The organism is Haliea sp., from assembly GCF_040222615.1.
Taxonomy (GTDB): domain Bacteria; phylum Pseudomonadota; class Gammaproteobacteria; order Pseudomonadales; family Halieaceae; genus Haliea.
The window spans coordinates 51,109-76,378 of sequence record NZ_JAVKCQ010000020.1 but is presented as its reverse complement, the minus strand read 5'-3'; the positions used below and the strand labels follow the sequence as shown (position 1 = coordinate 76,378).

Below are 25,270 nucleotides of genomic sequence, written 5' to 3'. Positions count from 1 at the left end.
CGTCAGTCGCAACAACAATCATGATGGACCCTGGACCCGAGCCGTACGCCGGGTGGTCCGGCCGCCAGAGGTGAGCCAACTCCTTGCCCACATTGCGACCGTCAATCTGTAATATGCCATCAAAGTTCGCTTGCACAAGCGCAGCAGTGCACCAGCCTCCGCAGGCTGCGGGTACCAGTCGCGAACTGGAACCAATGCCGCCTTTCAAGCCAAAGGCCATGGTGCCCGCGCCTGCACCAACAGAGCCCTGCTGTACCGGATCTGCAACCGCATCGTCCAGCGCCTGCAGCACGTCTGACGTCCGAATGCCCCTCTCCCTGATATTGTTGAGAGGACTGTCGTTGGTCTCTCCGACTACCGCATTGACAGACGTCACGCCCTCACACCCCGGCTGCGCAAGGGTCCAGTCAATCAGCGCTTCGATGGCTCGCCCCGTGGCCAGAGTATTCACCAGGAGAATCGGCGTTTCCAGCTCGCCGAGTTCCTCAATTTGCGTGGCACCCGCGAGCTTACCGTGTCCGTTGCCGATACAGAGCCCTGCCGGCACCCGTTCAAGGAACATATTGCCACCATGGGGCCGAATCGCGGTGACACCCGTCCGGTGCCCCGCTTTGGCGTCAACCACGGTGCGGTGCCCGACCAGGACGCCGCTCACATCGGTAATGTCGTTGCGGGGACCCGGCTTGAGGATCCCCGGGGCAAAGCCATAATCTCGCACACGTCGCACACGGCTCATCGGAATTCCCGGAATCGCAGATCCAGCATCTTTCGCTCCTTTCGCTCCTTTCGCGTTAAAGCGTTCAGTCTAGTCGCTTCAGGGAAAACTGTACTAACCATTAGTACGCTTCGACTGCACGCAATAGCGATACGACGATGAGGATTGCTGACAGGGTTGGCACGGGTCGCGTGGATCTGCTCTACTGAGTGTGGATTTCCACCATTGGGTTACGGATCATGGGAAAGACGAGCAATTGGCCTGTCCGGCTACTTCCACGCAGCCTTGCTATCGCAATGCTCCTCGGCTGCGGGCCAACGCTCGCCTCGAGCGGACTCGAGCTGAATACCATCGAAGTTCTTGGTAATCAGACCCGGGGGTTCGAGTCGGATGCTGTTGTAGTCTATTGCGGCGAACAGGAAAGCTTCTCTTCGGGAGATGCTAGCGAGCGCTACAACATTGCTTCGATACGGAAGAGTCTGGTTAGCGCCCTTTATGGGGTCGCGATCGCCAAGGGTCTGATCGACCCGGATGCCTCTCTCAAGTCGCTGGAGTTCGATGATCCATTGCACCCGCTTACGGAACAGGAGAAAAGAGCAACGCTGCGCGACTTGTTGAAGTCCCGGTCTGGCATCTATCTCCCGGCCCTGGGGGAAAGCGAGTCAATGAAGCGACGCAAGCCACCGCGCGGAAGCAAGGAGCCTGGGAGCTTTTTCTACTACAACAACTGGGACTTCAATGCCTTGGGGGTAATTTTTGAGCGTGCCACGGAGATGCGCCTGGGAGATGCATTCAAACAATGGATCGCCACACCCGTGGGCATGGAGGACTTCCGGGTCGACGATGTAATCTACCAGGAAGCCAATCAAAGCGCGGGCCTGCGAATGTACCGCTTCTACATGTCAACGAGAGATCTGGCACGTTTCGCTGCCCTCTATGCCAATGGCGGACTCTGGTCCGGCGCACAGCTGGTGCCGATTGCCTGGGTGAATGAAACGCTCACAGCCCACTCTACTGTCCCTTACGGGATCTGGGACGGTTACGGGATGCTGTGGTGGTACAAACGCAACAGCGATACCTGGTGGGGGCTGGGATCTGGCGGGCAGCGCCTCGTTATCAACCGCGGAAGACGTCAAGCAGTCGTATTGATGAACAACACGGGGCAAGGCACGATTAGCCGCTGGATCTATCGCAATTTCGGCAGCTCAGCCCCTGATTGGGAAGCATTTGCAATTCAAGACATTCTGGCCCAAGAGACCACATGCGGGGGCTCGAATCGCTAGTGTCCGACAGATCACCGCCCAGCCAATGAGTCTGTACTATCGTCCGCAGTTTCATCCGATCTTCGCACATCGGTAGGCAGGAAATCGAAGTGTCTCTTGAATGCGTGCGTGAAGTTTGCCGGATAGCTGTAACCCACCTCGTAAGCAATCTGAGAGATACTCTTGTCTGTCATTAACAACAAATCCATAGCTCTATCCATCTGTCTGGCCCGCGCATATTCGAACACCGTGGTGCCGAAAATTGCCTTGAACCCAGCCTTCAGCTTCGTTTGACATACACCTACCGTCCTCGCGAGCTCTGCTAGCGGCAATGGCGACTCGAGGTTGGACATCACGATATCACGGGCTTCATAAATACGGTTGACATCGCGTGATCGCAGACCATGAGCCACACTGTCGATGGATGGCGCTGACAACTGGCGTAACACGGAACAGAGTATCTCTCGCGACTTCGCCAGCAGAAAAGGTGGCAGAAGTTCTGGAGGATACTGATGGACGGCCGCAAGAACATCGCTGGCTGCCCGCATGACTTCGGCTCCAATCCTCACCGCATCACCCTCGGGAGAGTCGGCATGCCCGCCTGCAAAGAGGCGCGCTATCGGTGCCGGCATCGGCAGGTCATGGAGACCAAGCCCGTCGAGCAACTCTCTGGTCCGACAATGCAGCACGAGCATTTTCAAGCCGCCTGCCAACACCTCATAGCTTCCCACACAGTTGCCTGGGTAAGCCTCAACATAGACGAAGGGGGCTGAAAGGATTCCAGCTTGACGATTACTACGTACCCTCCCGCGCAACACTACCCGAACTTTGAATGTATCGTCACCCTCAATCTGGATAGTGGTATCGCGCAGGTAATCGACATCAGTCAGTGAAAGGATCAAGTCAGGCGACAACTGAATGTAATCCCAGGTACCAATACCCTGATCACTGGGAGGCCGGCTGGTCAGGCCGACCAGCCGATTGCGCTGACTGACCACAGATCCACCCGCCCCGGTCTTGTTGGCCATGGCGGCTAGCATTGCCTCTAGATCTCGATGCTTGGCGCCCACGACCTGATCTGATGCGGGTGGAAACTCTATTCTCGCCTTCACATAGACCTCCTCCTATCAGATTGTGTAAAGCTAGCAACCACGAGACCGAAGATCAAGTCCGGCGTACCGCATTATTCCTGGATTGCAAGCTCTTGCACTACTAGTGCACGCAATTGATTCACTCACATGGCACATTGTCCTTCCTCAATCTCCTAACATCGTATTACATAGTCGGCAGGGCCCCCAGGTAATTCCGGAACAAGTATCATTAGCCTAGACTGCATCCCAAACGTTTCTGGAGTATTGGATCATGGCGGATTACGACTTGGTCATTCGCAAGGGCCTCGTTTTCGACGGTTCGGGCGATATGCCGCGGCAGCTGGACATTGGCGTCAAGGGAGACCGGGTCGTGAAGGTCGCCCCCGAGTAGCCCACAGACGGTGTGCAACAAATCATCAATGCCGGCGGGCGCTGGGTCATGCCGGGCCTGCTCGACATACACACCCACCTCGACCTGGAAGTCGAGGTCGAGCCAGCTCTGTCAGAGGCGATACGTCACGGGAGTACTACCGTTCTGGTCGGCAACTGCAGCCTCGGCACCTGCTTCGGCAAGCAGATTGAGGGCGAGCAGAGCCCCATTGTTGATTGCTTCGCCAGGGTCGAGAATATGCCCAAGAGCGTGCTGAAAAAATGCGTTGACCGGGTAACATGGGACAATACCGGTGACTATGTGTCTCATCTGGAGTCCCTCCCTCTGGGTGCCAACATCGCTGCTTTTGTGCCGCATTCCATGCTCCGCATCGAAGTTATGGGCCTGGACGCTGCCATCAGCCGCGACCCCACGGAAGCGGAGTTACAGGCCATGAGCGAACTCCTCGAACGCGCTCTACAGCAAGGGTATCTGGGAATGAGCACCGATGGGCTGCCGTTCCATTACCTGGCCAATGCGCCAAACACCGCGAAACGTATTCCGACGCAGCACGCAAAGTTCCGTGAGCTCAAGGGACTACTTAAGGTGGTGCGCGACCATGGCCGCACCTGGCAGACCACGCCCATCATCGAGAACAAGCTGAAAGGACTGGCCTATTTCTTCCTAAGTAGCGGTCGACTGTTCGGTAAACCACTGAAAACCTCAGGTCTTTCGGTCATGGAGTTCGTCCTGGCCCCCCGCGCCTCCAACCTCTTTCTTGCCATTGCACGGCTCATCAACAGCCGTCTCCTCAATGGCAATATCCACTTCCAGGCACTCGGCTGCAATTTCAGGGTCTGGTCGGACGGCCCCGTGAGCCCCCTGTTCGAGGAGTTGCCGAGCACCTGCGAATTGATCGCCAGGGATCATGATGACGTCGCTGGTCGCCGGGCCCTGCTCGATGATCCGGCCTGGATCGAACGCTTCCGAAAGGACTGGTTCCACGGGCGCCGCGGCTGGAATCTCGGGCATCTGAAAGCGAGACTTGGGCTCCCTGAATTGCTGGTCATCCGCGATCTGAAGCTCATGGTTTTCGACGGCGCCCCGGTGGCCGAATGGGACGGAGAGACCCTTCAGGCCGTCTACGAGCGCGCACGCCTCTATCGTGACGGCTGCACGGAACTTGCGCGCTCCGATGTGGAACGTCAAGCATTGGACAGGGTACCGGCGATTCAGGACGAAGCCGATTTCATGCGCCATTTATTCCGAGAGTACGACAAGAGCGCACGCTACTACGTAGACGTCAGCAACAAGAACGACGAGCCAGCCTTGCGCTATCTGATGCACGACCAGGCCCTGCCGGGCTTTAATGACTCCGGCGCACATATCACCAACATGGCGTTCTACGACGCGAACCTCATGTCCCTAAAGCTTGCAGGTACGCGCGGTTTGCCTACGGTGGCAAGGATGATCGAACGCATGACTTCGGCACCGGCGAAATTTTTTGGTATCGATGCCGGCGAGTTACGCGAAGGAGCTCGCGCGGATATCACCATTGTCGACCCGGGCTCCCTGAGGACATTCAACAGCAACGACCATCGCATCATGGCCTGGCGCGAAGCGTACGATCACGTGCAGATGCTCAACCGTTCCCAGGGCGTCGTGACCGAGGTGATTGTGGCAGGCAAGGTCGCCTGGGAGAATGACGCGGCAAAAGAGATACTCGGGCGAGAGCGACTCGGCCGGTTCTTGCGGGCCGCATAATGGCAGAGGAGAGTTTGAATACAGTATCCAGGGAACTGGCTGCGTTAACGACCCCATGCCTGCTCGTGGATTACGCCCGACTGGAAGCCAATGTGTTGGATATGAGCCGGCGCCTGGCTGCTCATGGGGTTCGCTTCCGGCCACACGTCAAGACCCACAAATGCGTGCCTATAGCCGAGCTAATGCGCCGAAGTGCTCCCCACTTTGTCGGTATCACCGTCTCGACACTGCGCGAGGCTGAGTATTTTGCAGCGGCCGGGTTCCATGACATTCTCTACGGCGTCTCCATTTTCCCCGGTCGCTTCGAACGGGCGGCCCGGCTGCTGCGCGACTCTGTGAGGCTCACCCTGATCCTGGATGATTTGGAGATCGCTGCCGCACTGCACCAGTTCCTGACCACAGAACGGTTAAGAGCAGCAGTAATGATAGAACTCGATGTGGACGGGCACCGCGCCGGCCTGGAACCCAAGGACCCCGCCGTACTTGAATTGGCGAGACTACTCGATAGTGCTTCATCAATCGACTTTCGCGGCGTCATGACCCACGCCGGTGAATCATATCTTTGTCGCGGCGTTGCGGAAATTGCCGAGCATGCCGAGCGCGAGCGCGCTGGGGTGGTGCAAGCGGCAAATGCCATTCGCGAAGCGGGAGTGGTCTGCCATGAAGTAAGCGTCGGTTCAACACCGACCGCACGCTATGCCCGCGATCTCAGTGGCGTCACAGAGGTAAGGCCTGGCGTCTTCGCATTCTACGACCTCGTGCAGGCTGGAATTGGCGCCTGTCAGCGCGAAGAGATCGCCTTGTCGGTCCTCACCACAGTGATCGGGCACAAACGCTCACACCGGCGACTGCTGATCGACGCCGGGGCTCTGGCGCTATCCAAGGACCGTGGCACCGCCCAGCAACCGGAAGACTTCGGCTTCGGAGTGGTTATTGACGCTGACACTGGACTGGAGAAGGCGGGACTCGTGGTCACTCTGGCAAACCAGGAGCACGGCATCATCGACTTGCCACCTGGGCTGACGTTGGAGGATTTCCCAATCGGCACGCGCCTTCGGATTCTGCCCAACCATGCCTGCATGACCGCCGCGGCTCATGATCACTATCACGTACTGTCACCGACAGGCACCATCGTTGACGATTGGGGGCGCTGTAACAGGTGGTAGCACAGCGAAACAGTGTATTGCACCAGCAAGTGCAGACATCCGACTGCTCACTACGGAAAACCGTGAAGACACTGAGCTGATGCATCCTTTAACGAGCTACCTGGGAATCTTGGGCGGCGTGGGGCCACTCGCGACCGCCAGTCTGTACCGGCGAATCATCGAACTTACAGCTGCACAGTGCGACCAGGATCATTTCCCCGTCATGATCCTCGCAGACCCCTCGACACCCGATCGATCCAGAGCCTTACTCGACGGTGACCGGGAGCGCGTACGGGAGGCCCTGCTAACGCGCGCCCAATATCTTGATAAGCTCGGGGTAGGCGCTATTGCCATGCCCTGCAATACCGCCCATTACTGGGCCGCGGAAATCCGCAGCGCGATCCACTGTCCGCTCATCAGCATCGTTGAAAGCGCTGCCGCTCTGGCTGTGGCCGTGGCGGGTCACGGTGCAAGGGTCCTCGTGCTCGGCACAGAGGCGACCATGCGCCTCGGACTCTATCATCATCCGCTTCGCTGTCACGGACTCGAGCCGGCAGACCCAACCGAGGATGAAATCGCCCTGATGACACGGGTTATCGCAGACGTAAAAGCAGGCGAACTGGTTCGGGCACGGCAAACCATGAAGGCATTTCTTGAGGCCCGCGGCGCTGACGATGCCGCGGCCATCCTCGCGTGCACCGAGCTTCCGATCGCAGCCGAGGGAATACAGGCGGGCGGGCCCGCCATGATTGACCCGAGCGAGGCCCTGGCTGAGGTCTGCGTAAACTGGCTTCAGGCAGCGCGCGAAAAACACCGCGAGCCGCTGCCGGACAGTCAAGCAATGGCAGCCTGCTCATAGGCGCGCTGGAATTGCAGCAGGTGAAAGCCCGCCAGCTCAGCTGATCCGCTGCCTGCATACGCGGCTTTCGTGCATGCCTGTGTCGGACACGGATTACGTCTCTGGGTCGATAACAGCCGTTGCCTCGAGTTCAAGTCGGCAGCCATAGTGCAACTCGGGCACCGGTACTATGACCCGGGCCGGTCGATGAGCACCAAAGCACGCTGCAAAGTGCTCATTCATGGCTCCCCAGTCGTTGACATCGCTAAGGTAAATCCGCACCTGCAGCACATTGTGCATCGAAGTCCCCGCGGCAGCGAGAATATCCGCCAGGCGCTTCAGTACGAGTCGAGCCTGCCGGTCAAAACCCTCCGGCGGTGTGCGGGTGACCGGGTCGATGGGCAACTGACCACTGATATACAGGAGGCCACCGTGTACCACTGCGTTCGAATAATGTCCGTTCGGCGTTGGCAGCGTCTTGTTATCGACTATCTTCATTAATCAAACTCCGTCTGCCTGCAAGTGGACCAACGCACCGACAATTTGCGTGGCCTCACAAATGTCTTTGGCGCGACAGGCGATGGTGCCGGCAGCGACCCGATCGAATCCCGGCAGATAGGACATCAGTTGCGCCAGATAGCGATTGTGCAATTCCAGTTCGAGTTCGATCGCCCCTTCCAGACGCCGGGGCTGACATCCCGGCGCGGCATTGATGCCATCGACAACGGCAGCACGGATTGCGGCGTGGCTGTATTCCCGGGACAGCTGCTCCGCACTGTACATGCCACGACTGTATTTGGTTACTGCGACGCTCAGACCAGGAATGGCAGCGGCGAGTTCGGCCATGCAGGCATCGTCTCCAGACGCTGCGACGACTGGCACACCAAAATGACCCGCAAGCCAGGCGCTTACCTGTCCCTCGGATACCGGCTCTCCATTGAACCTGACCGCCCGGAACTGGCCTGAGCTAAAACTGTGCGGAAAATTCCCTTCCATGGTGGTGATAGCTGTATGGTAACCGAGGAGGATTGCCGCCGCGTAGGACCCGCTTTCGATACCCTGCATCATGCCGAGCGGCCGCGGCCAACCCTGTACCAGGCGCACCTGGGCCGGGAAAGAGCGTGGATCGAGGTTGGTGGCAGACCCATGGCTGTCGGCAATAACGACTTCTTCAGCGCCGGCCCCGAGAGCGGCCTCAACCGCACAACAGACGTCCTCCTCGAACAGAGATCGCGCCCGGCCGTAGTCCTCACTGTCGTAGTCGTCGGTCTGGGGACGACTTACGATGCCAGAGACTCCTTCCATATCTGCAGAGATAAAAACCCTCATCGTCACGCCTGGACCACGCCGCTGTGGCGCTTCTTGAGTAACCCATCGACATCGCGCTCAGTGGCGATCAGCAGCACCCTGGCGGAGGCGTTAAGCCCAAGGCGCTCGCGCATCGAAGGCTCCGCACAGGCCTTGAGGAGACCGGCGGCGCCAGCTGCCCCCGAAGGACTGATAGCGAGCGGCGACATCTGTGTGGGCTGCGACAGTAGCCAGTATGCCGCCGCAAGGGCCTCGCGCTCTTCCAGAGTCAGGTAGGCGTAGACACGATTGCGCAGCACGGACCACGCTGTCACCGATGCAATACCACAGGACAGCATGCCCATGATGCTGTCTATATCGCCCTGCACCGGACGCGGTTCTCCGCACTCCGCGGCGAGCCGCAGGCAGGCGGCAACGGCCGGCTCGACGATAACAACGCGGGTATCCTGCCAGCCGAAGTCGGCGATGGCTGCAACGACCGCCGCGGCGAGGCCGCCTACGCCCGCCTGCAGGAAAACATGGCTGGGGCTGGCTCCCTCAAGCTGCTCGCGAATCTCATGAACCATGGCAAGATAACCTTGGGTGACGCGGATCGGCAGTTTGGGATCATCGTCGACACCGGCCACATCGGCTACCATCGTCCACCCATTGCGTTCCGCCTGTTCCCGACAGGCTGCTACCGAGTCGTCGTAGTGTCCAGGGATCACCCGCAGCTCTGCACCCCCTTGACGCAGCAGTTCGCGCCGGGATTCGGCGACGTGCTCATGAACGAAGATAATGCAACGGGCGCCGACCAGTCTTGCACCAGCGGCGACGGATCGACCGTGGTTGCCGTCGGTGGCAGCGCAGAACACGGACGGTTCACCTGTAGCCTTGAGGGCATTCAGTTCGTGCAGCTTGGATAGGCAAAGGCCTGCGCGCTCGGCCGAGAGCGACAGGACAGCATAAGCCCCGCCCAGTGCCTTGAAACTATCAAGTGAAAAGCGCGAGCTTTCGTCCTTCACCCAAAGCGCCTGAAGGCCCAGTTCAGATGCGCCGGCAGCAAGTGACACCAAGGGTGTGGGCCTGTAGGCCGGGCAGCGGCGCAGTGCCGAGCAAACTTCGCGGGCAGCAGCTCCGTACAAATCAACTTCATTGCCGCGCAGCGGCGAGGGGAACGCGCCGCTGACAAGCAGTGGTTCCCGCGGGACAGCAAGCGGAGGTGTTTCCGGTGCGCTCATGACCGGCCCCGCGTCCAGCAGGCTCGCGCCACCCTGTAGAAGTTCAGGCCCATGACCTTGTCCACGGCCGCTTGGTCATAGCCGCGCCGGCGCAGGGATTGCCCGATTTCAACCCGTTGATCGAGGGGCACGTAGGCCTCACCCTGCTCCGAAATCTGTGCGTCCGATGTCACCCCATCGATAAAGTACTTCTGGTATTCCTCTTCTGAAGCGGCAAGGGGCACATCGCTGTGAGGATAGGCGTAGTCCCAACCGATGCCGGCATGATCGATACCGACAAGCTGCACCACGTAGTCAATATGTTGAGCCATGTGCTCCGCTGAGGAAGGAAACTGTCCCAGGAAAAGGTTGAAACCGCAGACGCCCACCACGCCTCCGGTTGCGGCACAGGCTCGGATCTGTTCGTCGGTGATATTTCGCGGTGTACTGCCGACCAATGCGTGTACATTGGCGTGGCTGAAGACCACCGGTCGATCGGAGTGCGACGTGACATCGAGGCTGGTGCGCACACTGCTGTGGCTGCAATCCATCACAATCCCTGCGCGATTCGCGGCACTAACCACCTTTCGACCGAGCGCGGTAAGGCCGGTATTGGGCCCATGGCAACCACCACCGTAAGCATTGTCGAGGTTGTACGCGAGGTGCATCATGCGCACACCCAGGTCCGCGTACAGCTGCACCATGGCGGGCTCTTCCAGAAGACAGTTCGCACCCTCGATGTCGAAAGTTATCGCGAGCAAGCCCTCTCGGGCGGCCCGCTCTACATCCTCCACAGTGCCCGCGATCAGGTACTCCGGACTCTGCTCCGCGCAGTGGCGGAACCAGGCCAGCGCTTTCAGCACGTCGGCGAAGGGAGTCATGTCCATGGCGATGTTGATGGCTACATGGTGGAACCCTGCCGCCCGGTGCGCCCTGAGCATATCGAAGTCGATGCCCGTGGCGATAGGAAGACAGGAATGTGCGTCCCAGACTATGGCGGTATCAGCGGTCATAAGATTGGCAGAGCTCCAGAAGTGGAAGTCAGGTAGGGCTCTGCGCCGCTCGGTCCCAACGGCAGGCCAAGGGCGAGCCAGGTAACAAGGAGCAGGAGGCCGGCGACGAACATGGCAACTGAGTACGGAAGCATGATGCGTATGAATGCCCCGAGGCCAATATCGGGGCGGTACTTTTGCGCGTAAATGAGTACCACCGGCAACAGCGATGTCGGCGTGATGATATTGGTGGCGCTGTCGCCAATACGGTACGCGGCGGTGACCAGTTCCGGTGACAGTCCCGCAGACATAAGCATGGGGACTATGGTTGGCGCCATAAGCGCCCACTTGCCGCTGGCGGATGCCATCAAGAGATTCAGCAGGCCACTGATGAAAGTGAAGCCAAGCACGAGCGGAATCCCGCTGATGTTGGAGCTGCGCAGGAAGTCTGCTCCGGAGGTCGCCGCAATCACTGCGAGATTTGACCAGCGCAGAAATGCGGCGAAATGGGCAGCAAAGAATACCAGCACCAGGAAAGGTGCCACGTCGCGCATTGAGGCTCGCAGCAACTCCATAAGATCAGTGTCGTTGCGCAGCCTTCCGGTAGCGACGCCGTAGGCCAGGCCCGTTGCTAGGAAGAATACCGTGATCAGGGCAATCAGCGCTTCGTAGAAAGGCGCCAAGTCACCGCTTTCCGCGCGCAGGGGAGCACCGCCCGGTACGGTGAGGACCAGCACCAAGACTAGCACTAACAGCGCCGCGGCCCCCGACCAACGCAGGCCGCGGCGGGCCAGCTGCGGCTCGAGGCGGAACTCTGGCTCGTGGTGTTCGTCGTCTTCGGGACGAAAGCGAGGTTCGACCAGCCTCTCTGTCACCACTGTGACGATGAACGTAACAATCACGGCGTAGGCGAGGAGCAGATAGTAGTTCGCCAGCAAGTCGATCTGGATGGAAGGATCGAGCGCCCGAGCCGCCTCCTCACTGAGTCCGTAGAGCACGGCGTCGGTGGGTGTCACCAGTATATTGGCCCCATAACCGCCGGATACGCCAGCGAAGGCGGCACAGACGCCTGTGAACGCACTTCGGCCCGCTGCCCGGAACGCAACACCAGCGAGCGGTATGAACACAAAATACGACGCATCCACCGTGACATGAGCGCAGATACCGATCACCACCGTCATCGGAATAAGCGCGCGCCGTGGCAGACGGTGCAGGGCGCCAGAGAGGGCGGCATCAAACAGACCGACCTTTTCCGCGAGTCCCGCACCGAGCATCACCACGAGCACCATGCCAAGGGGAGCGAAGCTTGAGAAGGTATCCGGCATGTCAACGAGAATGCGCTCCAGATTGTGCGCACTGAGCAAGCTCTCCGCTGCAACCGCGGTGCCATCGGGCAGGGTGACGGATGCCCCGATCGCCTCAGCAAGCACACTCACCAGTACCGTGAGCAGACACAGCCCCAGAATGATTGTGACCGCATCCGGGACATACCGCGTGGCTGTCGCGCCCTGCAGCACCGGCGCTGTCATGAGGCGCAACTCCCTGGCCAGGTTGCACGAGCCACGCGCTCGAAATTTCCGCGGAGTATGCAGTGGATCTCGGCGCCGGAAAATCCGGCGTCCTCCAGCAGATGAGGCAGCCGCTGAGCTTCGCTGAGTGGCGTAAAGACCTGTTCGGGCGTGAGACCCTCCTGTCGATTGCGGCTGGCGTCAGGGAACCACCAGTCGAAATCCGCCACAGCGCCCATCGGATCAGACTTCCGCGCAGGGTAGCCGTAGTCCCAGCCGATACCAACATGTTCAGCGCCGACCAGCTCAGCCACATGGACCATGTGCCTCACCATATCCTCGGCGCGCGAGGGCGTGGCGCCTAGAAAGCGCGAGTAGCCGACGATCCCGATCACGCCTCCGCTTTCGGCGCAGGCGCGGATCTGTCGATCGCTGACGTTGCGCGGATGCGGGTGGATCGCCGCGGCGCATGCATGACTGAAGACCACGGGGCGGCTCGAGGCAGCCATGATCTCCAGTGTCGAGCGCTCACCCCCGTGACTGCAATCAACCATGATGCCCGCTGCATTGAGCGCCTGGACCATCGCGCGCCCTGCTGGCGTAAGGCCCCGGGCTTTGTCATAGCAACCATCGGCTGCCCAGTTGTTTCGATTGTAGGCAAGGTGCATCTGGCGCACTCCCAGATGAGCCCAGAGCGCGACCATGCTGGGCTCCTCAAGGAGGCACAGTGCACCCTCTAGATCAAAGGCCACGGCCAGCAAACCGCTTCTGTAGGCCTCTTCCAACTCGTCCAGGGTACCAACCAGAGCCAGGCCTGGCTGCGCGTCGATGGCCTCACGGAACCAGGCGATACTGCGCATGATTTCCTCCAGCGGAGCGGGGTCGTAACCGACGTTAATGGAAACGAAGCCGAAACCGTGGCGCCGGTGTTCCAGCAAGTCGTCAACCTCGCGGCCGGGTTCCAGCGGCAGGTTAGAGTGCGCATCCCAAAGCAGGTTTGTTGCAGTGGCAGATGGCATCATTCCGCCTCCAGGGGTAGATGCAGGGCGGTCCCCGCGGCGCCGGTTGTCAAGCAGATGGTCGCAACCCGCGAGTCGGCAACCTTTTCCAGGGCAACGTCACCACCACTGTTGCGGTTGCGGTGAAAAAGGTAGCTGATGCCGGGCGAGGTCAGCATCAGCCGCAGCCGGGAGCCGGTGGCAAGGCGCTTACCTATCCAGGTCATCTCGAACTCGTAGCGTGTCTCTTCACCGGGCACCAGCAACGCCGGCGGCTCCAGAAAACCGTGGCGGTGGCGGGCGCGCAACATATCCGATGCCAGCAGAACCGATGTCCCGTCCGAACGCAGTTCATAGAGGACGACGGCAAGGTCTGTGTCTCGAACGTCCGCGGTGAGTGACACAGACAACGTGGGTCTCCCAGCGATCACATGGCTGCGTTCAAGTGGTCTGGATTCATACAGTAGGCCGCGTCCGGCGAGCTGAGTCGGCAATGGGTCATTGAGAAGATGGTCTTTGCCGCCGGCAAGACTACCGAAATACGGACCCCAGCGTATAGGTACCTCCAACGGGTCGTAGCGCCAGCAATCCTCACCCGTGGACCGCTCGGCGACCTCCGCGGTGAGGTGGCCTGATTCAGCCGCCTCGCCTCGCGGTGAGGATGGATACAGGATCAAGCTGCCAGGCGCGCCATCTACGGTATCACGTCCGGCCCAACGATCATCCCCGAGAACGTAGTAGGTAACCCTTTCCTTCAAAAACGTCGGCCGGGGCCCGTCGCGGAGAATCCAGTCAAACCAGGCCAGGTGCCAATCGGCAGGCTCAATGCTGGCTGCGGGAAATTCCAGGCCGCCCATTGCGCCCTGTCGATTGGATACGCCCGAGTGGTTCCAGGGACCGATAACCTGATAAAGATGTTGCGGATCTGTGCTATGGGTGAGGGCCCGTTGATAGTGGGTTAGCGTTCCAAGTTGCGCGCCATCGTGCATGCCCGTAATGGAGAGCACAGGGATAGTGAGATTACCCAGCTGTTCGGAAGTGGGGTTCAGCTCGGCGAGACGCAGCACGTAATCGCGCTGAAATGACTGCTCCCAGTACGGTGACTTGATGCCGGCGGCGTCATCGAGATCAGCAAGGGCGACTTCCCCACGGGCAAGCTCCGCGTACAGCCCTTGCCAGTAAGCACTGTCCGCGTTCAGATTACCGTTACGCTGCCGGCCGGCTACAAGCGCGTACCAGCGAAGTCGATAGGGTATTTGGATACCGCGATAGGTTGGAGAGTCGACACCAAAGTAGGGCGGCGCGCCGGGAATGATCGTCTTTAGCGCAGGCGGCCGACGAGCCGCGAGCCCCCATTGCAGGAAGCCCGTATAGGAACCGCCGCGCATAGCGACGGAACCATTACTGAAAGGTTGTTTAGCCAGCCATTCGATCACCTTTTCCCCGTCGTCAAGATCGTTCAGGTAAGGCTGGAAGATACCACCGGAATCTCCTCGCCCCCGTACCTCGACGATCGCAGCGGCGTAACCGGCGCGAGCGAAACGGGTGGCCAGCGGGTAATAGCGGTCCGCGCTGTAGGGTGTCAGGGTCAAGATCACCGGCACTGGACCTGGATCCGGATATGGCAGCACAAGGGTCGCGCTCAGGGAGACGCCGTCCGGCATGGCGATGCGCTCGCCGAAGCGCACTTGGTATGGGCGCCGTGTTTCCAGCGCCGCAGCTGAGACTGCGGATTCCTCAGCAGTGGCTCCTGGACCAGGGACCATCAAGGCTATCAGCGCGACCAGAAGAGTCAGAATGAAACTGGCGGGCGCCGGGTGCCTGCAACCGGACATGTTGACGACTCTGCATTCGCGATAGCGGAGACCGACGGATCGCCGGACAAGCGAATTCCTGCTTGCCAAGCGTGATACAGAGCCTGAAGGAACGGGGGGATTCAATGCATTTCCTTCTTCATTTCGTCGCTGAAATATTGACTCAGAGTGTATCAGGTTACTATCGGCGGTCTGCCTCTGGCGGCCCTGTGCAATCGGTAAACGGCGTTAGCCATTGTCAATCATGGTACGTTGCCCATCCAGGTTTGTCGGCACCAGAGACCATGCGATTGAATACCCGGATAATCGCCATGCAGTTGAGTAGCGTGACCCGGACGGGAATGCCGAGGTTCCAGATGTAGGATTTGGAGCGGTTTTCGTGCATGACCTCGCGGTCATCCAGCAGCGCTCACCACCGCCAGGCTAGTAAGCCCTCGGTGACTGGACTAATCTAACCTTCAGAGCGATCAAGCTAGCGGGCACACATGCAGGCAAACATCAGCGACACACCGATCCCGCTCATCAGCGTCGAAGAACTCAGGGAGGTTCTAGGTCTGGGCACTGCAGCCGCCAGCAACGCCAACGTGCTCGCCGCCGCAGGACTCCCTGCCAACGCACTGGCGGACCCGCGCGGCCATCTGGGCGTGGACGCGGTCTGGCGTCTGTTCTCCGCACAGATAGCAGCTACCGAGGACGAGCTGCTGGGTCTCGGTTCCCAGCCTCACCCGGCCGGCCTCACTGAGATCATTGTTGCCCGAAGCATGCATGCAACGTCCCTGGAAGGGGCAATGTCGGTGTTTTGCGATACGGCCAACCTCCTGCAACGGGATCTGCGCCTCACGCTCAAAACGCGCAATAACGAGCTGCTGCTGAACGCGGTCTTTCCGCGGCATATCGACCGGCGTCACCAGCTGTGGCTGGAAATTGCATGCATGCCATGGCACTGCTCTTTCTGTTGGCTGCGCGGAGAATTGCTGCGGCTGACGCGGTTCGTCACCCACCCATCGAGACGCAGCGCAGGAACGCAGTTGCTGGCGATGTTCGGCTGCCCGGTGGAGTACCACGGTGACGGCATTACCCTGGTCTATCCCCGAGAGGCACTTGCCGGCGTCCTCTCTCCCCCTCCACTGGCTCACTGGCGGCAACGCATCTACGACCTCTTGCTGGAGCAGATACGAGGGCGACAGGCCAGTGTGGCCCAGGAAGACATCGTCACCTACGTCGATCGCGCACTTCGCCGGGGCGTGATGGATCAAACTGCCATCGCCACCTCTGCGGGCATGAGCCTGGCGACATTGCGCCGCCACCTGGCCCGTCGGGACCTGGATTTTCGCAACATGCGCGATGTGATCCGCGATGAACATGCCCTGCAGCTACTGCACGCTGGCCACACCGATGAGGCAATTGCCGAACGCCTCGGATTCTCTGAGGCACGCAGTTTTCGCCGCAGCTTCAGGCGCCTCCACGGGGAGTCGCCTGCCACCTGTCGCCGCCGTATCCATGGGAAAGGCTGAGCAGAAAAGCCCCCTTCATGTTGCGCGCTCTCGTCCTGTCACGCCGACACTGCAAGTAGCAGACTGCTCCCATACCAATAAAACTCGGAGCACACCCATGGAAAAGCACCGGTACATTTCCCGTAGAATCAGCCTCGCCTGTGCAAGCGCTCTGCTGGCATCAACACCGGCAGCCTTCGCCCAGCTGGAGGAAGTGATCGTTACCGCGCAAAAGCGCGCGCAGTCCGAGCAGGACGTCGGCATGGCGATCAGCTCCGCCAGTGGTCTCGCCCTCAGGGAACGCCGAATCGAGTCTCCTCTGGATCTGCAGGCCATCAGCCCGAATATCAATATCAAGGAGATCTCGCCAGGCGTGTTTCCGGTTTTCACGATTCGCGGCGTGGGACTCAATGACTTCAGCGCCAACAACAATCCCACCGTGGGAGTCTATCTGGACGAGGTGTTCCTGGCTTCAACCACACAGCTCACTTTCCAGCTCTACGACATCGAGCGCGTAGAAGTGTTGAAAGGCCCTCAGGGTACGCTCTATGGCCGCAACACCACCGGCGGCGCCATCAGTTTCATTACCAATCAAGCGGTGTTCGAGGACGAATGGCGGCTGAGCCTGGGAGCCGGCAACTATGAGCTGACAGAACTGGAATTCATGGGCAACAAGGCACTGTCGGAAACGCTGGCGATGCGGTTCGCGGGAAAGGTCCTTGACCAGGGCGAGGGATTCTACGAAAGCCGCACCCTCGGCGGTGAAGACATCGGTTCCCGCCGCGAGTACGCGGCCCGCCTGAACACCACATGGGTCGCCAGTGACAGTCTCGACGTGGCTCTCAAGCTGGAGGCCAGTAAAGCGCGTTCCGAAGTCGGCCAGTTTGAGCATTTCGGCACCTTCGAGGCCGGTGTTTTTCCACCCCAGCCCTGCAGCTCGATCCAGGCCGGGCGCCTCGACCCTGGCCGCTGCGCTGACGCATTTGGCTATCGGGATACCGATGGCGACCCCTTCAAGGGTGACTGGAACAACGACGCTCGCTTCTCCAGCGACAGTCGCGCCGCCACCCTGCGGGTGAACTGGGACCTGGGTCCCGGCACGGTCACTGCGGTCAGCGGCTGGCTGGATTTTGAACGCAAGGCGTTCAGCGACACCGACAGTGGCCCCCTGGTACAGGCGGAATTCGATGTCAGCGATAGCGTGGAGCAGTTCAGCCAGGAACTGCGCTACACCCTGAGTGCCAGTCCCACGCTCGACGTGATTGTGGGCGGTTTCTACTCCTGGGATCAGGTCGACATCGAAGTACCGGGAAATCTTGATGACCTGTTTCTGACCCGGGTGTTAATCGCATCCGAGCAGGAAACAAATTCCGCCGCGGTATTCACCCAGGCGGACTGGCGCTTTGCCGATGCCTGGTCACTCACCGCCGGATTTCGCCTTACTTACGAAGAGAAGGACTTTGCCGGGGGCATGGACGATATGAATCCTTTTGGCACATCCTGCCTGCTGAGCCCGGTCTGCAACCCGGGTTTTGTCGGCGCCTTTACCGTCGCCAGCAATGAGGAGACCATCAGCGAAACCGAGCCATCGGCAAGGCTCGCGCTCAACTATTACCTCGCGGAGGAAATCCTGCTCTACGCAAGCGCCGCCCAGGGATTCAAGTCCGGGGGCTTCTTTGGCGGTGGCTTCGTCACCAATAGCACCCAGCTGGAGTCATTCGAACCTGAGACGCTGGTCGCCTGGGAGGCAGGGATCAAATCGCGCTGGCTGGAGAACACCCTGCAGGTCAACGCGGCGGCCTTTTACTATGACTACAGCGATGTGCAGACCTTCACCCAGGTAAGCACAGGGCAGCTCTCGGTCTTGAAGCTGTCCAACGTTGACTCGGCTGACATCCAGGGCCTGGAGGCGGATATTCTCTGGCAGCCTGCAGAGGGGCTGCTACTGCAGGCCAATGTGGGCTACCTCGACTCGGAGTTGGGCGCCTTCAGTGCCCCCGGCGGTGGCGAGATTCCCTCGGGCAACGCACTGCCCAACGCCCCTGAGTGGAGTTACAACCTGTTTGCGCGCTACGAGCATTTGGTCGCGGGCCTGGGAACCCTCGCTGCCCAGGTGGAGTACAGCTACACCGACGAGGCCTTCCGCGAGGCGGTAAACATTCCATATCTGGCCACTGCGGATTACGGCCTGTGGGGTGCACGACTTGCGCTTCGTAGCGCCGACGACCGCTGGGAAGTATCACTCTGGGGCAAGAATCTGGGCGATGAGACCTACCGTCAGCATGCCTTCGACAACGGCATCGGCAATGGCGGCAGCACCTACGGTGCGCCCCGGACCTGGGGCGCCACAGTCCGCCTCAATAGCCTGTGAACGCTGACTCATGTCGGAACTTGCGCTAGTGCAGCTTGCACCGGGATTTGAGCCGGTGGCAGACGCTTTCCGGGCGAATTTTCTTCGCGATGACGACTACCGCGAGGTGGGGGCGGCCTTCTGTCTGCTCCGCAACGGCGAAGTACTCGCCAATCTCGCCGGTGGTGATGTCGCGGTCGGCGCCGCGAACCCGTGGCGGCAGGACACGCTGGTAAATGTATACTCGACCACCAAGGCTGTAGTCGCGCTGGTCATCGCCATACTCGTGGATCGCGGAGCACTCGACTACGATGCGCCGGTGAGCCACTACTGGCCCGACTTCGGCAGTCACGGCAAAGACCGCCTGACGGTTGCGGAAATGCTTTCCCATCAGGCGGGACTCGCAGGATTTCAGGAAACCGTATCTCTACAGGATCTCTACGACACAGAACGTATGGAGGACCTCCTCGCGAAGCAGGAGCCAAGCCATCCTCCGGGAGAAAACACCTGCTATCATCCGGTCACGTTTGGCTTTCTCGCCAACGGGCTGGTCCGTCGCGCTACGGGTCGTGACCTGCGCGACTGGGTGGAAACCGTGTTTCAGCGTGAACTCGGACTCGACATATTTATCGGCTGCCCCGGCACCGAGGTCGGGCGTGTAGCCACTCTGATTCCGCCCCCCCATGCGGACCTCCCCGCCCCGGAAGCGATACCCCAGGCAGTGCGATTGGCTCTGACCAATCCAGTCATACCGGCAGAAGCTGCGGCAACGGCAGCCTGGCGCAACGCGATACTGCCAGCTGCGAACGGCCACGCCAGTGCAGCTGGTCTCGCACAACTGTTGTCCAGGCTCATCGATGGTAGTAGTCTTGGCGCACAGACGCGGGAAGCGCTGTTCAAGGTCCGGTCGGTGCGCCAGGACGCGTTGTTGCAATCACCCATGCCCTGGTGTGCCGGTCTGGTTCGCAATCAAACCGGTCTCTACGGTCCGGTCGAGAACGTCTATGGCCACAGTGGCTGGGGGGGATCGTTTGTGTGTGCCGACCCCGATAACGGCCTGTCCTTTGCTTATGTCTGTAACCGCATGGGCGCAGATCTGGTCGGTGACCCGCGGGCGCGGGCCCTCTGTGCCGCGGTCTACCACTGCGTGGGCAATGGCGCATGACGCGGGATAATCCCTGGACCCAGGCACAGTGGAACAGCATCCACGGTGATAGCCGCAACTCCGATGCCGTGCCCTACCCTACAGCAGCACATTACGCCCTCAAATGGCATCGACTCCAGGACGCGGCTGTTTTGTTTGGCCCCACCGTTGACCTCGACGGTAACCTCTACCTGTGCAGCGGCCGTGGTACCAATTTCAGTCACCTCCACGCCCTGGACGCCGATGGCGATCTGCGCTGGGAGAGCGAGCCCTGGACCAACACCGGCCACATCGGCCCAAGGGCCTGTCCCTTTGCTCCCCTGGTGGATGCAAGCGGGGCCATTTTCCTGGCAGACGATCAGGCATTCTTCTGCGTAGAGGGAGATGGCAGCCCGCGTTGGCGCACCGACCTGCACGCCCTGGGCATTCGGGAAGGCTTCGCCTCCGCGGTTTTCTCCGCCAGCGGCCATGTCGGGGGCGTGTCGCTCGACGGGTTTGCGGTCCTCCTGGACCGGGCCACGGGCGCACCGGTGGTGCCGCCCCTGGCACTGCCCCGCGGGACACCGCCACCAGCGGCTTCCCTGCCGCCCGGCCTGTGGCAGGGAATGATGGATAAGGAGACTGCCGCCCTACTCTTTCCCGGGTTTTTTGGTACCCACTTTCCGGTTACCAATTCCCCTGCCGTTGATCTCGACAGTGGATTGCTCTACATCACCGGCGCTGGCGACAGCGCCATGCAAACACGTCTCTACGCACTGCGGGAGGAAGCCAACCAGTTGAAGATCGTCTTCACCCGGCAGTTCGATGGCCGTTGCTCGGTGACTCCCAGCCTGTCACCCTCCGGGCACCAGGTTTACACGGGCAACCACCGAGGTGAACTACTCGCCTTTGCTGCTGATAGCGGCACGCCGCTGTGGCGCTATGCCCCTGCCGGCCCCGCGGCATCACCGAGTGTCGGCAGCGACGGCACTATATACACAGGCTCGAACACAGTGCCGGGAGCCGCGTCACAGCTAAGCGCGATAGACCCTGAGACTGGTGAGGCACGCTGGTGTCGCGATTACGATGCGCTCGCCAGCGAGTTGCTGCCGGAGCGCGCGCCGCTGAAGCCATTTTTCACCGACCCTCGCCCCCACGCCGTCGTCAATAGCGTCCAGACATTGGGCCGGGATCACCTGCTGGTGGTCCTGGCATTGGGTTATACGTTCACGCCGCCGGGCGCCGCCCCTCTGACCCAGCCGCACCAGGTGGTGCTTGCCAGCATTGACCCCGGCGATGGCGCGCTGACCGGCTACACCAGGCTTCCCGACACCAGTGAGGCTGGCGTCGTGATGGCCCGGGACGGCAGCGTTTATACCTGTCATGCCGCTCTCACGAGTTCGATCTTCTACCGCGGGATCAACCCATTGCTGCCTCCCTCGCATCGTACTGCGCTGGAGCCCAAAGGCGGTGTTACCGCGCTGCGACCAGCAGTTGTCAAAAATCCCCGCTCGGGGAGAGTGGCCTAAAAGGCGAATACGACTCTCTACAAAAAAAAAGCCGGCTGACGCCGGCAAAGTTCTGCATGGTGAAGAACACTCTTTTGTGCTTCAACTAACCAACACGGCTCACTCTAACTGTCACGCCACAGGCCCGAAATCTCAGATCGTAAGCTTCCCCGTCAAGTGGACAGTTCAAAACTAGAGTTTCTGACGACTTGTTTTCGTGCTTCCAAGGGCGTCATATCGCCCAGTGAATCGTGTGGCCTCTCCTCGTTGTAATCGATCATCCACCAATAGGTGGCTTCACGAACATGGTCAAGGGACGTAAACAGATGCTGGTCCAGCACCTCCTCGCGATAGGTCCGATTGAATCGCTCAATGTAGGCATTCTGGTTCGGTTTTCCGGGCTGGATATACTGGATTGCCATTCCAGCCTCTTTGGCCCATGCCGTGAAGACCTCACCCAAGAATTCCGGACCGTTGTCGGTTCTTAGAACTTGAGGCAGGCCATGCTGGTCGCGGAGTTGCTCGAACACGCGCACCAGGCGTGTTGATGTGATGGAAGTGTCGATCTCAATGTGAATCGCTTCACGATTAAAGTCATCGGTCACATTGAACGTGCGGAATCGCTTGCCCGTCGTAAGCGTCCGGTAAACCCATCTTGCCGTTCGTAGGCGATCCGCTATTTTAGGTGCCCACCTATTCTTAGTGGGCACCTATTATGGATTACGACGCGCCGCTTAGCGATGTGGCACCAACACCGAAGAAGCGGCGACGCCGCTATTCCAGGGCATTCAAGGCTCAGATCATCGCCGAGTGCGATCACCCTGGTGCATCTGTGGCCGGTGTTGCCATTCGCCACAGCCTGAATCCCAACATGGTACAGAAGTGGCGCCTCACCCAGCGGCGCGATTCACAGGATGAGTTCCTTCGTCTGCCAGCGCCTTCGCCGCCTGGCTCGCAGCCAGCAACGGTCGATGATTTCGCGACGGTACGCATGGAAGTACCAACGCCATCAGGCAGGCTGATCGTAAACTGGCCGCTCAACGCAATCGAGCGGTCTGTCGACTGGCTGCGTGCTGTAACAAGGTGACGCTGCCCGTGAACATGGGCCAGGTCCTGCGCATCGACGAGATCTGGCTGGCCCGGGAACCGCTGGATATGCGCTGCGGCCCAGAGACAACGCTGGCCCGGGTGATCAAAGCCTTCGGTGCGGCGAAGCCACACTGCGCTTACATCTTCGCCAACAAGCGGGCGAATCGCATGAAGATCTTGTTGTGCGACGGCTTCGGTATCTGGTTGCTGGCGAGGCGGCTGCATCAGGGCCGCTTTGTCTGGAGCGCACTGCGCAGTGGAGATCCGATGGCCCTTGATGACCTGCAATTGCAAGCCCTGGCATCGGGGTTGCCCTGGCAATATGCCGGCGCGAACTTCCTCATAGACCGGCAGTAGATAACACCACGATCACCCGCTCGGGTCTACGGAAATAGTGCTTATGGCCATTTAGGTGGTCCGGTGGCACAGTGTCGTTATGCTTGAATCGATCGACATTGACCAGCTCAGCGAGTCCCAGCTCCGCGAATTGGTGGCGCAGATGCAAGATGCGTTAGGCGAGCGTGATGAGGCCATTCGCCAGTACCGCCTGCGCAATGAACACCTCACGCATGAGATCGCCATTCTCCGGCGACATCGCTTTGGCAAACGCAGCGAATCGAAGAGCAGTAGCCCACAGCAGAACCTCCTGGACGATCTGGTTGATGAGGATATCGCGGCGATCGAAACGGAGCTTGAGAAGCTGGCCGAGTATGAGTCGCCGAAGAAAGACAGGCCTCTAAAACCGCGGCGCCAACCGCTCCCACCGCAGTTACCCCGTTCGGAGATCCACCACGATCCCGAGTCGACGACCTGCAGGTGTGGCTGTGAGCTGACGCGCATCGGCGAAGACATCAGCGAGAAGCTAGATTATGAGCCTGGTCAGTTCAGTGTAGAGCGCCATGTCCGCAGCAAGTGGGCCTGCAAGGCTTGTGAGACGGTCGTGCAGGCGCCGGTAGCGCCTCATGTCATCGACAAGGGTATTCCGACCACCAACCTTCTCGCGCAGGTGCTAATCAGCAAATACGCCGATCACCTACCGCTGTATCGGCAGGAGCAGATCTATGCTCGGGCCGGTGTCGAGCTTCCAAGATCGACACTGGCGGACTGGGTGGGACGTTGCGGCGTGGAGCTGGCACCGCTTGTGGAGCAACTGCGTGCCTGCTTGCTGGGCCACGCGGTTCTGCATGCGGACGAGACACCGGTACCGATGCTGTCGCCGGGCAAGAAAAAGACCCATCGCGCCTACATCTGGGCGTATGCCACCACCCGCTCGGCAGCGATCCAGGGTGTGGTCTACGACTTCCAGCCGTCGCGATCAGGGAAGGCCTCTCGTGACTTCCTGGCCGACTGGCAAGGCAAGTTGGTCTGTGACGATTACCAGGGGTACAAGGCCGGCTTCGCCGCTGGCATGACCGAAGTCGGCTGCTGGGCGCACGCGCGGCGGAAGTTATTTGAGCTCGCCGAGCGCGGTGACAGTCCCATCGCTGCCCAAGCCCTGGAGACTATCGGTACGCTCTACGACATTGAGCGTGACATTGCTGAAAAGCCACCGGATGAACGACAACGAATCCGGGACGCACGATCTCGCCCGATTATGGAAAAGCTCCGGGAGTGGCTCATCCACCAGAGGTCTGCTCTGACGGCAGGCACCCGAACGGCCAGGGCGATTGACTACAGCCTGAAACGTTGGGATGCCCTGACGCGCTACCTCGACGACGGCGAGTTGCCGATCGATAACAACTGGGTCGAGAATCAGGTGCGCCCCTGGGCTCTTGGCCGGAAAAACTGGTTGTTTGCTGGATCACTACGGAGTGGGCAGCGGGCGGCGAACGTGATGAGCCTGATCCAGAGCGCGAAGATAAACGGTCTCGACCCGCAGGCTTACCTGCGCGATGTGCTTGAGCGTCTACCCAGTACGAAGTACTCAGCGATCGACAGCCTCCTACCGCACAACTGGAGCCCGGCCATCAAGGTGTGATGGCCGGACGCTTACTGCCCGTCGTCAGTGCATCCGAGACAAAATCAGCTGACCACACCGTATCGGGTAACGCCGGCACATACAGCTCTGCCCGGACTCTCTTGGGTAACCGCTTTTTAGCCTTGCGGCGCAGATGCAAGTTCATAAGCTTAAACACTCGGTAAATGCGTTTGTGGTTCCATGGATAGCCCTGCCGTCTGAGTTGTTTTCGACACTTCCAGAAGCCTCGGCTGGGCCGGCCTTCGACGATGGTAGCTAGTGCCGCTATAACCTCGGCGTCACGCACGGCCCAGTGATCAGACGTCTTGTAATATCCTGATCGGGACAGGCCCACACACCGACAGGATCGTGCAATGGACAGCTTCTGTTGCGTGACCAGAAAAGCTGCCGCTGTCCGTTTCTCCGCCGGTGTTAGAGCTTTTTTGTGATCAGCTCCTTCATCGCCGCATTCTCAAGCGCCAGGTCTGCATACATGCGTTTGAGTTTGGCGTTCTCGGACTCTAGCTCTTTGGTACGCCTCAAATCTGACGCCTCCATGCCGCCGTACTTGGACTTCCATGAGTAGTACGTGGGTGCCGAGATGCCGTGTTTGCGACATAAGTCCTTCACCAACATGCCGGCATCGGCCTCTTTGAGGACTGCGACTATCTGGCTTTCGCTAAACTTGGATTTTTTCATATGAACCTCCTGACGATAAAATGCCAGAAAGCTCTAGTTATGTCCTG

General features: G+C 60.0%; 20 protein-coding genes and 2 pseudogenes. 11 read left to right on the top strand and 11 right to left on the bottom strand.

Annotated elements, in window-relative coordinates:
* Window positions 1-736: P1 family peptidase (locus RJQ10_RS02150; RefSeq protein WP_350143160.1), on the bottom strand; the 736-nt coding region annotated here is incomplete at its 3' end.
* A 218-nt stretch (window positions 737-954) separates the two neighbouring features.
* Between RJQ10_RS02150 and RJQ10_RS02145 the strand changes: the two genes are divergently transcribed.
* Window positions 955-1,998 (top strand): serine hydrolase domain-containing protein, encoded by a 1,044-nt coding sequence (locus RJQ10_RS02145; protein ID WP_350143158.1) that lies wholly within the window; start codon window positions 955-957, stop codon window positions 1,996-1,998.
* Between the two features lie 11 nt (window positions 1,999-2,009).
* Here the strand turns inward: RJQ10_RS02145 and RJQ10_RS02140 are convergent, their stop codons facing one another.
* Window positions 2,010-3,089 carry a helix-turn-helix transcriptional regulator gene (locus RJQ10_RS02140; RefSeq protein WP_350143156.1) on the bottom strand — a complete coding sequence of 360 codons (1,080 nt, stop codon included), beginning with the start codon at window positions 3,087-3,089 and terminating at the stop codon, window positions 2,010-2,012.
* Between the two features lie 382 nt (window positions 3,090-3,471).
* On the opposite strand from RJQ10_RS02140, the gene RJQ10_RS02135 reads away from it, so the two are divergent.
* Genes RJQ10_RS02135 through cuyB form a run of 3 tightly spaced genes read left to right on the top strand, consistent with a single transcriptional unit; the run spans window position 3,472 to window position 7,206 of the window.
* Entirely contained in the window at window positions 3,472-5,202 is a 1,731-nt protein-coding gene (locus RJQ10_RS02135) for an amidohydrolase family protein (RefSeq protein ID WP_350143154.1), read from the top strand.
* Window positions 5,203-5,216: 14 nt separating this feature from the next.
* Window positions 5,217-6,368, top strand: a complete 1,152-nt coding sequence (locus RJQ10_RS02130) for an alanine racemase (protein ID WP_350143152.1) — start codon at window positions 5,217-5,219, stop codon at window positions 6,366-6,368.
* A complete protein-coding gene (gene cuyB, locus RJQ10_RS02125; RefSeq protein WP_350143150.1) occupies window positions 6,298-7,206 on the top strand; it encodes a cysteate racemase in 909 nt (302 codons plus the stop codon). Before RJQ10_RS02130 ends, cuyB begins: the two co-directional genes overlap by 71 nt.
* Window positions 7,207-7,299: 93 nt before the next feature.
* Here cuyB and RJQ10_RS02120 read toward each other — a convergent pair whose 3' ends face one another.
* From RJQ10_RS02120 to RJQ10_RS02090, 7 genes are read right to left on the bottom strand one after another with little or no spacing between them, the layout of a single operon-like run.
* Window positions 7,300-7,683 carry a RidA family protein gene (locus RJQ10_RS02120; protein WP_350143148.1) on the bottom strand — a complete coding sequence of 128 codons (384 nt, stop codon included), beginning with the start codon at window positions 7,681-7,683 and terminating at the stop codon, window positions 7,300-7,302.
* A 3-nt stretch (window positions 7,684-7,686) separates the two neighbouring features.
* Complete coding sequence (locus RJQ10_RS02115) at window positions 7,687-8,514, bottom strand: M55 family metallopeptidase (RefSeq protein WP_350143146.1); 828 nt, start codon at window positions 8,512-8,514, stop codon at window positions 7,687-7,689.
* A 2-nt stretch (window positions 8,515-8,516) separates the two neighbouring features.
* Window positions 8,517-9,713, bottom strand: coding sequence for a diaminopropionate ammonia-lyase (locus RJQ10_RS02110; protein ID WP_350143144.1), 1,197 nt, complete (start codon window positions 9,711-9,713; stop codon window positions 8,517-8,519).
* Window positions 9,710-10,705: a dipeptidase gene (locus RJQ10_RS02105; protein ID WP_350143142.1), complete on the bottom strand. Its 996-nt coding sequence runs from the start codon at window positions 10,703-10,705 to the stop codon at window positions 9,710-9,712. The genes RJQ10_RS02110 and RJQ10_RS02105 overlap by 4 nt, the downstream gene beginning before the upstream one ends.
* Window positions 10,702-12,213 carry an AbgT family transporter gene (locus RJQ10_RS02100; RefSeq protein WP_350143140.1) on the bottom strand — a complete coding sequence of 504 codons (1,512 nt, stop codon included), beginning with the start codon at window positions 12,211-12,213 and terminating at the stop codon, window positions 10,702-10,704. The genes RJQ10_RS02105 and RJQ10_RS02100 overlap by 4 nt, the downstream gene beginning before the upstream one ends.
* Window positions 12,210-13,214 carry a dipeptidase gene (locus RJQ10_RS02095; protein WP_350143138.1) on the bottom strand — a complete coding sequence of 335 codons (1,005 nt, stop codon included), beginning with the start codon at window positions 13,212-13,214 and terminating at the stop codon, window positions 12,210-12,212. The genes RJQ10_RS02100 and RJQ10_RS02095 overlap by 4 nt, the downstream gene beginning before the upstream one ends.
* Complete coding sequence (locus tag RJQ10_RS02090; protein WP_350143136.1) at window positions 13,211-14,878, bottom strand: CocE/NonD family hydrolase; 1,668 nt, start codon at window positions 14,876-14,878, stop codon at window positions 13,211-13,213. The genes RJQ10_RS02095 and RJQ10_RS02090 overlap by 4 nt, the downstream gene beginning before the upstream one ends.
* Before the next feature lie 611 nt (window positions 14,879-15,489).
* Here RJQ10_RS02090 and RJQ10_RS02085 point away from each other — a divergent pair.
* The 4 genes from RJQ10_RS02085 to RJQ10_RS02070 all read left to right on the top strand — a co-directional run bounded on the left by RJQ10_RS02085 (window position 15,490) and on the right by RJQ10_RS02070 (window position 21,499).
* Window positions 15,490-16,518 (top strand): AraC family transcriptional regulator ligand-binding domain-containing protein, encoded by a 1,029-nt coding sequence (locus RJQ10_RS02085; RefSeq protein WP_350143134.1) that lies wholly within the window; start codon window positions 15,490-15,492, stop codon window positions 16,516-16,518.
* Between the two features lie 97 nt (window positions 16,519-16,615).
* A complete protein-coding gene (locus RJQ10_RS02080; RefSeq protein WP_350143132.1) occupies window positions 16,616-18,868 on the top strand; it encodes a TonB-dependent receptor in 2,253 nt (750 codons plus the stop codon).
* Between the two features lie 55 nt (window positions 18,869-18,923).
* Entirely contained in the window at window positions 18,924-20,012 is a 1,089-nt protein-coding gene (locus RJQ10_RS02075; RefSeq protein ID WP_350143130.1) for a serine hydrolase domain-containing protein, read from the top strand.
* Window positions 20,009-21,499 carry an outer membrane protein assembly factor BamB family protein gene (locus tag RJQ10_RS02070; RefSeq protein WP_350143128.1) on the top strand — a complete coding sequence of 497 codons (1,491 nt, stop codon included), beginning with the start codon at window positions 20,009-20,011 and terminating at the stop codon, window positions 21,497-21,499. The genes RJQ10_RS02075 and RJQ10_RS02070 overlap by 4 nt, the downstream gene beginning before the upstream one ends.
* 152 nt (window positions 21,500-21,651) lie before the next feature.
* Here RJQ10_RS02070 and RJQ10_RS02065 read toward each other — a convergent pair.
* A pseudogene (locus RJQ10_RS02065) lies at window positions 21,652-22,116 on the bottom strand (transposase); the annotation flags it as partial.
* Window positions 22,117-22,193: 77 nt separating this feature from the next.
* Between RJQ10_RS02065 and RJQ10_RS02060 the strand changes: the two are divergent.
* The 3 genes from RJQ10_RS02060 to tnpC all read left to right on the top strand — a co-directional run bounded on the left by RJQ10_RS02060 (window position 22,194) and on the right by tnpC (window position 24,545).
* On the top strand, window positions 22,194-22,565 hold the full coding sequence (locus RJQ10_RS02060; RefSeq protein WP_350143126.1) for a transposase: 372 nt from the start codon (window positions 22,194-22,196) through the stop codon (window positions 22,563-22,565).
* A 14-nt stretch (window positions 22,566-22,579) separates the two neighbouring features.
* A complete protein-coding gene (tnpB, locus tag RJQ10_RS02055; protein WP_350143164.1) occupies window positions 22,580-22,924 on the top strand; it encodes an IS66 family insertion sequence element accessory protein TnpB in 345 nt (114 codons plus the stop codon).
* Window positions 22,925-23,003: 79 nt separating this feature from the next.
* Window positions 23,004-24,545 carry an IS66 family transposase gene (tnpC, locus tag RJQ10_RS02050; protein WP_350143124.1) on the top strand — a complete coding sequence of 514 codons (1,542 nt, stop codon included), beginning with the start codon at window positions 23,004-23,006 and terminating at the stop codon, window positions 24,543-24,545.
* 10 nt (window positions 24,546-24,555) lie between these two features.
* Here the strand turns inward: tnpC and RJQ10_RS02045 are convergent.
* Window positions 24,556-25,223, bottom strand: a pseudogene (locus RJQ10_RS02045) (transposase); the annotation flags it as partial.
* Window positions 25,224-25,270: the final 47 nt, after the last annotated feature.